The sequence below is a fragment of the Bacteroides xylanisolvens genome, from assembly GCF_018289135.1.
Classification (GTDB): domain Bacteria; phylum Bacteroidota; class Bacteroidia; order Bacteroidales; family Bacteroidaceae; genus Bacteroides; species Bacteroides xylanisolvens.
Window position 1 is genome coordinate 1,338,000 of the sequence record NZ_CP072216.1, and the last position, 12,188, is coordinate 1,350,187.

A 12,188-nucleotide genomic window follows, 5' to 3' on the forward strand; every position below is an offset into this window, starting at 1 on the left:
ATGTCGACGATTATGAAGAAATATTCTTTATTGGCAGTTTTCTTATTATTAATGTGCAATGTTTCGGTATGCGGGCAAACAGGACGTATCCTTTTTGTGGATACAACATTCATTGAGAAAACAAATCTGCAACGAATACATCATTCGCCCATCTATTATTCTGGCAATCCTGTTTTGAAAGCTGATAAAAAATGGGAATTGAATATAAATGGCGACCCTTATGCCGCTCCATTCAGCGGTGGCGTATGGTATGATGAAGAAGAACATAAATTCAAGATGTGGTATTCTGCCGGTGGCGGAAAGTTATTAGGACTCGTCACTTGCTATGCAGAGTCGTCCGACGGGAAAGTCTGGATAAAACCGGAGCTGGACGTTGTTCCGGGAACCAATATCGTAGATACATTAGAGCATGATTGCGTTTCCGTGTTGCTTGATAAATTTGAGAAAGACCGGACGAAGCGTTATAAAATGTTTGTTGTAGAATTTAATAATCGCTTCACAGTCAGCATGAAACTCAAATATTCTTCTGACGGAATCCATTGGAGTGAGCCGAAAGCTCTTTCGGGAGAATTGTACGACCGTTGTGCGGCTTATTACGACCCGTTTCGCAAGAAATATGTCCTGTCATTGAAAACCATAAATGGAGTGTATAGGCGTTCACGCAATTATTTGGAACATGAAGATCCGGAAATGCTGGTTAGCCTGGCACATAGGATATATGACAACAAGAGTGATAAGTTTATCCGTTATTGGTTTAATGCCGATGCCGATGACCCGCGTCATCCTCAATTTCCCGAACTGCGTCCACAGATATACAATCATGAAGCAATGCCGTATGAGGGCTGTATATTAGGCTACTTCACCGTTTGGCAGGGACCGGAGAACAATGTTTGTGACAGTCTGAACATTCAAAAAAGGAATGAAGTCCTGATAGGTTGGAGCAAAGACGGTTTTCATTGGAACCGGGAAAACAAGAAACCATTTCTTCCTGTCAGTGAGGACTTTCATGCATGGAATGCAGGCAATGTACAGTCTACTGCGGGTAGCCCTCTGATAGTCGGAGACTCTCTTTATTTTTATGTCAGTGGACGCTATAACAGCAAGCCGAAACATGATTCCAATTTTGCCACAGGACTTGCGATGCTTCGTCGTGATGGTTTTGTTTCGATGCGGGCAGGAAGAAAAGAAGGATATATAGAAATAAAAACTCAGATTCCGGCAAATGGAAACTATTTGTTTGTAAATGCAGATGTGAAGGGAACTTTAGCGGTAGAAGTGTTGGATGATAACGGTCAGCCAATGGAAGGATTTACAAAGAAAGACTGCATATCAATGAAAAAATCGGATAAAACGAAACAGATGATTTCATGGGAAAAACATCCAGGCGTAACATCACTGGTGGGGAAAACAGTCCGGTTGAAGTTTTATCTGAATCAGGCGGATATCTATGCATTTTGGATTTCGGCATGGCAAACAGGCGAAAGTGGTGGATATACCGGCGGTGGAGGACCGGGACTATCAGACGAGGGTATAGATACCCCCATGGATAAATTGAAAAATAACTAAATATATTAAACTTAAAAAAATAAACTGTATTATGGAAAAGATTATAGGATTAATCAATGCTCCTTTTACTCCGTTTTATGAAAATGGAGAAGTAAATTATGAACCAATCGAAGCCTATGCGAAGCTACTTGTAAAAAATGGCTTGAAAGGTGTTTTCATCAACGGTTCTTCTGGAGAAGGGTATATGTTGACTGATGAAGAACGAATGAAGTTGGCAGAACGTTGGATGGAAGTTGCACCGGATGGCTTTAAGGTAATTGTACACGTGGGGAGTTGCTGCGTAAAGTCAAGCCGGATGCTGGCGGAACATGCTCAGAAAATCGGAGCTTGGGGAATTGGTGCAATGGCACCTCCTTTCCCGAAAATAGGACGAATAGAAGAATTGGTAAAGTACTGCGAAGAGATTGCTGCCGGAGCACCGAAGCTGCCCTTCTATTATTATCACATTCCTGCATTCAATGGAGCATTCTTATCGATGCTTGCTTTCCTGAAAGCTGTTGAAAACCGTATTCCCAATTTTGCGGGAATCAAATATACCTTCGAAAGCCTGTATGAATACAATCAATGTCGTTTGTATAAAGACGGCAAGTTCGATATGCTTCATGGGCAGGATGAAACCATTCTTCCATGCCTCGCAATGGGAGGGGCGCAAGGCGGAATCGGCGGAACGACCAATTATAACGGTATAAATTTGGTCGGTATCATTGATGCCTGGAAAGCCGGTAACTTGGAGAAAGCCCGTGAATTGCAAAACTTCTCCCAGGAAGTGATTAACGTAATCTGTCATTTCCGTGGAAATATTGTTGGCGGCAAACGTATCATGAAGCTTATCGGGCTGGATTTGGGTGGCAACCGTACTCCTTTCCAAAACATGACCGATGACGAAGAAAAACAGATGAAAGCGGAACTGGAAGAAATCCGGTTCTTCGAACGTTGCAATAAATTCTAACAGGAGGACGTATGAAGAATATTACTGACTATATACAACAATGGGCTAATACCTATAAGGATGATATGCAGAATAATATCATGCCCTTTTGGATAAAGTATGGACTGGATAGAGTGAATGGTGGTATATATACTTGTGTAGATCGCGACGGTGCATTAATGGATAGTACAAAATCCGTTTGGTTTCAGGGGCGTTTTGCATTTACTTGTTCCTATGCCTATAATCATATAGAAAAGAACCCGGCATGGCTGCAAGCCGCAAAAAGCACACTAGACTTTATAGAGAAGTATTGCTTTGATTCGGATGGGCGTATGTACTTTGAAGTGACAGCGGACGGTCGCCCTTTACGTAAGCGCCGTTACATTTTCTCCGAGTCATTTGCAGCCATAGCGATGTCCGAATATTCGATAGCGTCGGGGGATAAGACGTATGCGGTGAAGGCACTCGAACTGTTCAAACGTATGCAATATTTCCTGCAAACTCCTGGGCTGCTTGCTCCCAAATATAGAGATACGCTCCCCATGAAAGGACATTCCATCACCATGATATTGATAAATGTAGCTTCCCGAATCAGGGAAGCTATTCAAGACGAATGTCTGACACGGCAGATTGACGAGTCCATTAGCTGTCTGGAAAAAGATTTCCTACATCCGGAGTTCAAGGCATTATTGGAAACCGTAGGACCGAACGGAGAATTTATAGACTCCAATATGGGACGTACCATCAATCCGGGGCATTGTATCGAAACAGCTTGGTTTTTACTGGAAGAATCCAAGCTCCGGGGAAGGGATCAAAACATAAAAGAACTGGGGCTGAAAATTTTAGACTGGTCATGGGAGTGGGGCTGGGACAAAGAATCCGGCGGTATTATCAATTTCAAAGATTGCAGGAATCTTCCTTCGCAGGACTATGCGCAGGATATGAAATTCTGGTGGCCGCAAACAGAAGCAATTATCGCTACCCTGTATGCCTATCTGATGACGAAAGAAGAGAAATACCTGAAGATGCATCAACAAATCAGCGAGTGGACATATACACATTTCCCGGACAAAGAATACGGAGAGTGGTATGGCTATCTGCATCGGGATGGAACGGTCGCCCAGCCGGCAAAAGGAAATTTGTTTAAAGGACCTTTTCATATCCCTCGCATGATGACAAAAGGATATATGCTTTGTGAGGAAATAATGTCTGAAATAAAAAAAGAAATAAGATGATTGTATCCAATTTACAAAATAGCCAACGGGTGGAGAAACTTCACCCGTTGTTCAAACAGCTTTTCGATTATGTGAAGTCGCACGATCTGTTGCACGAGGAACTGGGAACTATCAGACTGGATGGTGATAATCTGATTGTCAATAATATCTATCCTGAATGTATTCCTGAAGGAAAGCGTTTATTAGAACTGCATCACGATTATATTGATGTGCACATATTGCTTGAAGGCAAAGAAACCATTGGTTGGAAAGCCTTGGAAGAATTAAAAGTGGAAAGGCAAGCTTATGATAAAAAGAGTGATTGTGCCCTATATGGTGACGTTCCTACTACTTTCATCAATCTCTTGCCCGGACAATTCGTCATTGTATATCCGGAGGACCCCCATGCTCCGGCTATCGGTAAAGGCTGGATACGCAAACTGATAGCTAAAGTAAAAGTCTAAGTAAACAGTCTCAAAAATCTTTTAAATACAACTACCATGAAAAATAAAAATATTTATCCATGGGTAGTGGTTGCGTTGCTTTGGGTAGTAGCGTTGCTCAACTACATGGATAGACAAATGCTTTCTACAATGCAGGAAGCAATGAAAATAGATATTGTAGAGCTGACGAAGGCAGAAGCTTTCGGTGCATTAATGGCAGTCTTTCTTTGGATTTACGGCTTTATGAGCCCGGTTGCCGGAATTATTGCAGACAGGCTTAGTCGTAAATGGTTAATCGTCGGAAGCTTGTTTGTTTGGTCGGCTGTAACATTCCTGATGGGATATGCCACGACGTTTGAGCAATTATATGGTTTGCGTGCAGTGATGGGGATTAGTGAAGCATTGTATATTCCTTCCGCTCTGTCCTTGATAGCGGATTGGCATCAGGACAAATCACGCTCATTGGCAATTGGAGTTCACATGACCGGACTGTATGTCGGTCAGGCAATCGGTGGGTTTGGAGCTACGGCAGCCGCTGCATTTTCCTGGCAGAGCACTTTTCACTGGTTTGGCATTGTAGGTATTGCTTATTCTGTGGTTCTTATCTTTTTCCTGCATGAGAATCCTGTCCGAATGAAAATAGAAAAGGTTGTTGCTAATGGCATTAGCAAGGGGAATTCAATAGGAAAAGGGCTATTACTGTTATTTTCAAATATTTCTTTTTGGGTGATATTATTTTATTTTGCGGCTCCAAGTTTACCGGGGTGGGCTACAAAAAACTGGTTACCAACGCTATTTGCGGAGAATCTGGATATTCCAATGTCACAGGCAGGGCCAATATCTACGATTACCATTGCCCTATCTTCATTTGTCGGAGTAATATTGGGAGGATTCTTGTCGGATAGATGGGTGCTGAAGAATATCCGCGGACGTGTCTATACAGGGGCAATCGGACTGGGGATGACCATCCCCGCACTGTTATTGCTAGGTTTCGGACATGGTTTCATTAGTGTAATAGGTGCAGGATTGTTATTCGGCATCGGTTTTGGTATTTTCGATGCCAACAATATGCCTATTCTATGCCAGTTCGTTTCTGCTAAATATAGAGGGACGGCATATGGTATTATGAACATGACAGGAGTTTTTGCAGGAGCTGCAGTAACTCAATTATTGGGAAAATGGACGGACGGTGGAAGTCTGGGCGAAGGATTTGCTATGCTCAGTATCGTCGTTGCGCTTGCATTAGGACTACAATTATACTTTTTAAGACCTAAAACGGATAATATGGAGTAATACAATGATGGTTATAGTTTGGGCTGTTATGAGTAATGAGAAGAAAAGAATATTAGTGTAAAGCTCATTTATCACCTCAAATGTATAGATATATTTGTGAATATTGTATTCGTACTATTCTTACTCTTAAACTGTTTTCTTTTTATTATACAGGATGCTAATGAATTCATTTTGCATTTTTAATAAATAATGAAACAGTTTATTATAAACGGGTCTTACATTTATAATAACGATATTCGGGATAATTCACTAAGTAGACACGAATATATTAAACAAAATGGGGTGGAATCTGCAAAGATTCCACCCCATTTCTATTCTTTCAGACACATATTTATGTTTCTGAAAATTCTCTTTATGTCTTTATTTTTGTATATATCATATCTGTTGTCAGCTAATTGGTTATTGCAAATATACAAAATAAAAAGAGGAAAGTCAATAGCTCTTTAAAATTTGATGTGATACAACACATGTCTGCACAACGGATGTTCACCAGGGACAAGCGGATGATCGAATTCCCTCACTCGTTCCATTCCTATTTTTTGCATTACACGTTCTGACCGTTGGTTGAGAAGGGAAGTAAAAGAAAAGAGTTCTTTTATATCCGTTTTATTGCGCGTATACTCCAAGCATGCATTTGCAGCTTCAGGAGCATAACCCTGTCCCCAATATTCGTGTGCTAACCGCCAGCCTATTTCTATGCCCGGAGCAAAGTCAACATCAAATGTAATCTGATGTAGTCCGGTATAGCCCATAAAAGCATGATCTTCTTTTCGTTCTACGGCATACAAACCGAAGCCACAGGTTTGGAACTCATTTTGAATACGCTGATAAAAGGCAAATGATTCTTCCGATGACAATGAATTAAGAAAAAACTCCATCACATTCGGATCGGCATTCATACGGGCAAAAAACGGGATGTCTTCTTCTTTCCAGTCGCGGAGAATCAGACGAGGTGTTTCTATATACTTTTGCATAACTATGATAATAATAAAATGCAAAGGTACAATTCTTTTTCCTTATTGGAAGTTATTCGTTATTATAAGTATTAACCATCATTCATTGAATACCCCCTTTCATATATAGTCAGTCTAATCAGCAGCGTGGTACGGATGTGTAAACCAAAAACAGGAGCCGACTCCTTCAGTTGATTCCACGCCAATTTCTCCTCCCATTTGGGAAACAATGCTCTTACAGATAGAAAGTCCCAGCCCTGTACCCTGAACAAAAGTATTCAGCTTCACAAAACGTTCAAATACGCTCTTTTGCTTTTCTTCCGGTATTCCCATTCCGGTGTCGCGCACATAGAATTTTATTTTCTGATGGGATACTTGTTCATATCCTAAAGTGATACTGCCTTGCTGGGTGAACTTTAAGGCGTTATTTATAAAGTTACTGATTACTTGGGTGAATCTATTCTTATCCGTATAGATATAACATTCCGGAAATGGTTCCTCCAGAATCAGTTCAACACCTTTACCTACTTTCATTCCCATTGATTTGATAATTTCAGAACAAGTCTCGTTTACATCCACGTTGGTATATACAAAATTGAATGTTCCCGCTTCGATTTTCGAAAGATCGAGAATGTCCGATATCAGTTGTAAGAGAAGTTCATTATTCTCTTGCACAATCTTGATATATTCCTGCCGTTCGCTTCTGCTATCCGTTTCTGCCAGAAGACTGGAAAAGCCGACAATAGCATTGAGAGGAGTACGGATCTCATGGCTCATGTTAGCCAGGAAAGCCGATTTCAGACGATCCAGTTCTTCCGCTTTATCGCGGGCAATAATCAATTTCTGTTCAGTTTCTTTCAAAGGCGTGATGTCATAATTGATACACAACATCTCAATAATGCCGTCTTGCGGACGATAATCTCTGACCATTACGTTAATGCTGGTCCATGTATATTTGCCATTCTCCCTGCATACACGAACTTCTTTACGCAAACTGGTTGCCTTTCCCGTTTTCACTTCACCTACAAAGTTTTTCAGAACAGCCTGATCTTCAGGAACCACATGTGCATATACTCCGATAACCTGTGGCATGGGAATACCTTCTTTCTCTCCCAAATTCCTGTACCATGTATCTTGGGCATATCCGTCTCTTGTCAATACATTGAAATGAGCAAATCCTACCTTGGCGTAATCACCGATGAGAAGAAACAGATTCTCAAATTCCTGTATCTTGGTGTATGCATTGGTCGTTTCCGTCGTATCTATATTGATAAACAGATAGTTGATAAATCGATTTTGAGAATCATAGAGAGCAGTAACTTTAGTGTTAAGATTAATAATCCCATTTCTCCGGCTATCTACATATTGATTTATTTTGGAGAAGTCATAATTGATGGAGAAATTTACATCTTCTTTCGCTCTCAATCTCTCTTTAACCTCTGAAGGAATATTGGGATTATCGAACAGATTAACTCCCAATGCCTCATTCTTGTCAGACAAACCGAATATTTCAAGCTCTTTATCATTAATATCTACCAGATAACCGTCTTTGTCGTAAAGTTCGACGCCTGCCGGAAGATTCTTATAGATGTTTCTCAATATCTTCTCGCTGTTGTCCAAAGCTAGACGATCTTCTTTGGCTTGTAACTCCGACTTTCGCAATTCGATACAAATACTGATAATATTAGCAAGGGAGGAGAAGCATTGATAATCCACATTGCTCCAGCTACGCTGCGTTCTTACCATATCAATTCCCATATAGCCCCATACCTCTTCTTTAGAGATTAGCGGAACTACCATCAGCGACTTGATATCCTGCATCTCCAACGTCTGACGATATTCCGCAGCTTCTTCGGGCATATCGTCCAGCGTGTTCAGTATGATAGCCCTTCTTTCAGCTATCTGATGATTCCACCAGGTAGAAGGGTTCCAGGGAATATTGCTCAAGAACTCCTGTTCCTTGGATATTCCTTCGGCGGTAACCTCATAAGTGCAATCCTGGCGTTGTTCTTTTCTGTTTATTTCGAAGATATAGATACGATCGCCCAAAAATTGGTGAAGAAGATCTCCTAACGTCTTGTTAACCACTTGAGTGACATCATCACATTGCAGAAAAGCAAGCAATGAATATGAAATATTAGTTTGTTGGTAAAGCAAATTGCTCACTTGAAAGAAATCAATGTTTCCATTCGTAGTATCGATCGGTCTGTCAATATATTGCAGAAAGCCTGTCATGTTCCTATATCCCTCTCTATCGGGCTTTTGGAAATTAATCTTAGAGTACACCCATATTTCCCCGTCTTTTGCCCGGATTGGGAACATTTGTTCGTATGTCTCCAGATAAGAAAGAGACATATATTCATTTTTAAGACGCAGCCGGTGGTCTTCACGTATTCTTTGGTGGAATTCGGTGAAACTGATGCGGTTACTTTCAAGGCCGAGTAAGTCAACAATAAAGTCAGAGCAAATATATTCTTTATTCTTCAAATCTGACTCCCACCATCCCATTTTGGCCATCTGTGCTATCTGAACGTATTTTTCATAGTCATAATTTGTTTGTTCTTTCATATTGTTTGCTCTTGTTTTCTGTTTTATATTATAAGACACTAGCCGGCAAAGATAAGCATAACTTTTAAATAATGAGGCGTTTGCATATTACAGCAAGATGAAAGTGGAAGTTTGGTGCTGAAAAGTGGAAAAAGAGACGAATGAGTACAAACAGGGGATTATTTCGTCTTTCTCTTAGTGAAGAAGTGAATTATATAATCTATAATATATATCAGAAGAATGAAAAATACCAGATTATTCATGTTTGCGGCATGCACACTTTTTTTGGCAGCGTGTGGCAGGCAAACCGTGAAGATTATGACTCCGCCGGATGCGTCAAATCGTGTTTTGTTTGGTGCGGAGCAGTTACAGACTACCTTGGATAAAGCCGGTTATCAGGTAATGATGCAACAGGGAGACACGACATTCTCCGATCCCGAAATCAAAACGATTCTCTTGACGGAAGTAAATGACACGACGCTCAAGAAAGAAGGTTTTTATATTTCGACGACGGGCAATCTGACCAGAGTGTCCGGCAGGGATGGGAGTGGTGTCATTTACGGATGCCGTGAACTGATCGACCGTGTGAATGATTCGGATGGTAAGTTGAACTTCCCGGAGGAACTGAAAGACGGTCCTGAAATGGTATTGCGTGGTGCATGTGTAGGATTACAGAAGATGACCTACCTTCCGGGGCATGGTGTGTACGAATATCCGTATACGCCGGAAAGTTTCCCCTGGTTTTATGATAAAGAACAGTGGATTAAATACTTGGATATGCTGGTTGCCAACCGCATGAATTCACTGTACCTTTGGAATGGCCATCCGTTTGCGTCATTGGTGAAACTGGAAGATTATCCGTTTGCACTGGAAGTAGATGAAGAAACCTTCAAAATGAATGAAGAAATGTTCTCTTTCCTCACGGAAGAAGCGGACAAGCGCGGTATCTTTGTCATACAGATGTTTTATAATATCATTCTTTCCAAACCTTTTGCTGAACATTACGGACTGAAAACACAGGACCGTAACCGCCCCATTACTCCTCTGATTGCCGATTATACACGCAAGAGTATTGCCGCTTTCATTGAAAAGTATCCCAATGTAGGATTACTTGTTTGTCTGGGTGAAGCGATGTGTACAGTGGAGGACGATGTGGAATGGTTTACTAAAACAATTATTCCGGGAGTGAAAGACGGATTACAGGCATTGGGACGTACGGATGAACCGCCTCTTTTGTTGCGTGCGCACGACACGGACTGCAAACTGGTGATGGACGCTGCCTTGCCGCTCTATAAGAATCTTTATACGATGCATAAGTATAATGGTGAATCGTTGACTACCTACGAACCTCGTGGTCCCTGGTCGAAAATTCATACGGATTTGAGTTCGTTGGGTTCCATTCATATCAGTAACGTACATATCCTGGCAAATTTGGAACCGTTCCGCTGGGGTTCTCCGGATTTCGTACAAAAGGCGGTCACTGCCATGCACAATGTACACGGTGCCAATGCGTTGCACCTTTATCCGCAGGCTTCATATTGGGACTGGCCTTATACGGCTGACAAACTACCGAACAATGAACGTGAATTCCAGTTGGATCGTGATTGGATCTGGTACCAGACCTGGGGACGCTATGCGTGGAACTGCCATCGCGACCGTACAGATGAAATGGGTTACTGGGATCATCAGTTGGGCAAATTCTACGGAACCTCTGACGAAAATGCAAGTAATATCCGTGTAGCATACGAAGAAAGCGGAGAGATCGCTCCGAAGTTGTTACGTCGCTTCGGTATCACAGAGGGAAATCGCCAAACGTTATTACTGGGTATGTTTATGAGTCAGCTTGTCAATCCGTACAAATATACGATCTATCCGGGATTCTATGAAAGCTGCGGACCGGAAGGAGAGAAGCTGATAGAGTATGTAGAAAAAGAATGGAAAAAGCAACCTCATATAGGTGAAATGCCTTTGGATATTGTTGCTCAAGTAATAGAACATGGAGATAAAGCAGTAGCGGCTATTAATAAAGCAGCAGGTTCCGTCTCTTCAAATAAGGATGAATTCGCACGTTTGCAGAATGATATGCATTGTTATCGTGAATTTGCGTATGCGTTCAACCTGAAAGTGAAAGCTGCCAAACTGGTATTGGATTATCAATGGGGAAAAGAGATTAAGAATCTTGAAGAAGCTATTCCTTTGATGGAACAAAGCCTGGAGCACTATCGCAAATTGGTGGAACTGACGAACGAACATTACTTGTATGCCAACAGTATGCAGACTGCCCAACGTCGTATTCCTATTGGTGGAGATGATGGAAAGAATAAGACTTGGAAAGAATTGCTGGTACACTATGAGAAGGAATTGGAAAATTTCAAAGCCAACCTCGCTTTGTTGAAAGAAAAACAGAATGGAAATGCGGTGACTGAAACTATCGAGATTGCTGCCTGGACTCCTGCAAACGTGAAACTGATCTCTAATTATCCGACAGTGAAAGTGGATGAGGGTATTTCTTTATTTGTGGATGTCCCAGGTAAGATAGAAGCAGTAGCTCCGGAATTGAAAGGAATGAAGGCGCTCCGCTTCAATGGAAATGAGCAGAGAGAGAAAGGCACAAGCATCACTTTCGAAACGGATGCTCCGGTGAAATTGTTAGTCGCTTATTTCAAAGACGACCAGAAAAAGTATGCAAAAGCTCCGAAACTGGAAATTGATGCATCAGCCAATGATTACGGTCAGGCGGAACCCGTGTTGACGAATGCTGTCCGTATCAACGGAATGCCTTTGGCAAATGTGCATGCATATAGTTTTCCGGCTGGAAAGCATACATTGATGTTACCCAAAGGTTATCTGCAAGTGTTAGGATTCACGGCTGCGGAAACGAAAGTTCGTAATGCCGGGCTTGCCGGGGATGAAGAGACAATGGATTGGTTGTTTTATTAATGGGAATTTAGCAGTTAAATGGGAATTTATCGGTTAAATGAGATTTTATCGGTTAGGCTGAAAGCCTTACAATTATATATTTATTGGGGTGCCCTGAAAGGGCTTAATTATATAGCGTAGGGCAACGCCCTACGAAAAAAACACACCAGCCACAAGCCCTGAAAGGGCGGAACTGTATACAATTATGCCCTTTCAGGGCGCAAATTCAGATTACCGTTTTTTCGTAGGGCGTTGCCCTACGCTATATAATTAAACCCTTTCAGGGCACTCCGCAAAATTATCATTTAGTGGTTATGCACTATTT

General features: G+C 41.5%; 8 protein-coding genes. 6 read left to right on the forward strand and 2 right to left on the reverse strand.

Translation table 11 applies throughout. The annotated features are described in order from the left end of the window. Nucleotides 1–12: 12 nt before the first annotated feature. The 5 genes from INE92_RS05565 to INE92_RS05585 are packed head-to-tail and all read left to right on the forward strand — an operon-like array spanning nucleotide 13 to nucleotide 5,444. Nucleotides 13–1,566, forward strand: a complete 1,554-nt coding sequence (locus INE92_RS05565; RefSeq protein ID WP_015531070.1) for a hypothetical protein — start codon at nucleotides 13–15, stop codon at nucleotides 1,564–1,566. Nucleotides 1,567–1,597: 31 nt separating this feature from the next. After that, on the forward strand, nucleotides 1,598–2,515 hold the full coding sequence (locus tag INE92_RS05570; RefSeq protein WP_008640340.1) for a dihydrodipicolinate synthase family protein: 918 nt from the start codon (nucleotides 1,598–1,600) through the stop codon (nucleotides 2,513–2,515). Nucleotides 2,516–2,526: 11 nt separating this feature from the next. Then, nucleotides 2,527–3,729 (forward strand): AGE family epimerase/isomerase, encoded by a 1,203-nt coding sequence (locus INE92_RS05575; RefSeq protein ID WP_008640339.1) that lies wholly within the window; start codon nucleotides 2,527–2,529, stop codon nucleotides 3,727–3,729. Beyond that, nucleotides 3,726–4,172 (forward strand): YhcH/YjgK/YiaL family protein, encoded by a 447-nt coding sequence (locus INE92_RS05580; protein ID WP_004296059.1) that lies wholly within the window; start codon nucleotides 3,726–3,728, stop codon nucleotides 4,170–4,172. The genes INE92_RS05575 and INE92_RS05580 overlap by 4 nt, the downstream gene beginning before the upstream one ends. Nucleotides 4,173–4,208: 36 nt before the next feature. Beyond that, the gene (locus tag INE92_RS05585; protein ID WP_134985609.1) at nucleotides 4,209–5,444 is read left to right on the forward strand and encodes an MFS transporter; all 1,236 of its coding nucleotides are present in this window, start codon (nucleotides 4,209–4,211) and stop codon (nucleotides 5,442–5,444) included. 443 nt (nucleotides 5,445–5,887) lie between these two features. Here the strand turns inward: INE92_RS05585 and INE92_RS05590 are convergent, their stop codons facing one another. Continuing rightward, a complete protein-coding gene (locus INE92_RS05590) occupies nucleotides 5,888–6,418 on the reverse strand; it encodes a GNAT family N-acetyltransferase (RefSeq protein WP_004296057.1) in 531 nt (176 codons plus the stop codon). 114 nt (nucleotides 6,419–6,532) lie between these two features. Continuing rightward, nucleotides 6,533–8,965 carry a sensor histidine kinase gene (locus INE92_RS05595; RefSeq protein ID WP_195436303.1) on the reverse strand — a complete coding sequence of 811 codons (2,433 nt, stop codon included), beginning with the start codon at nucleotides 8,963–8,965 and terminating at the stop codon, nucleotides 6,533–6,535. 219 nt (nucleotides 8,966–9,184) lie between these two features. Between INE92_RS05595 and INE92_RS05600 the strand changes: the two genes are divergently transcribed. Continuing rightward, the gene (locus INE92_RS05600) at nucleotides 9,185–11,884 is read left to right on the forward strand and encodes an alpha-d-galacturonidase (RefSeq protein WP_195436302.1); all 2,700 of its coding nucleotides are present in this window, start codon (nucleotides 9,185–9,187) and stop codon (nucleotides 11,882–11,884) included. Nucleotides 11,885–12,188: the final 304 nt, after the last annotated feature.

Coding starts and splice junctions, on each gene's coding strand:
- INE92_RS05600 (WP_195436302.1), top strand. CDS start 9,185: ATGAAAAATACCAGATTATTCATGTTTGCGGCATGCACACTTTTTTTG.
- INE92_RS05575 (WP_008640339.1), top strand. CDS start 2,527: ATGAAGAATATTACTGACTATATACAACAATGGGCTAATACCTATAAG.
- INE92_RS05565 (WP_015531070.1), top strand. CDS start 13: ATGAAGAAATATTCTTTATTGGCAGTTTTCTTATTATTAATGTGCAAT.
- INE92_RS05580 (WP_004296059.1), top strand. CDS start 3,726: ATGATTGTATCCAATTTACAAAATAGCCAACGGGTGGAGAAACTTCAC.
- INE92_RS05585 (WP_134985609.1), top strand. CDS start 4,209: ATGAAAAATAAAAATATTTATCCATGGGTAGTGGTTGCGTTGCTTTGG.
- INE92_RS05595 (WP_195436303.1), bottom strand. CDS start 8,965: ATGAAAGAACAAACAAATTATGACTATGAAAAATACGTTCAGATAGCA.
- INE92_RS05570 (WP_008640340.1), top strand. CDS start 1,598: ATGGAAAAGATTATAGGATTAATCAATGCTCCTTTTACTCCGTTTTAT.
- INE92_RS05590 (WP_004296057.1), bottom strand. CDS start 6,418: ATGCAAAAGTATATAGAAACACCTCGTCTGATTCTCCGCGACTGGAAA.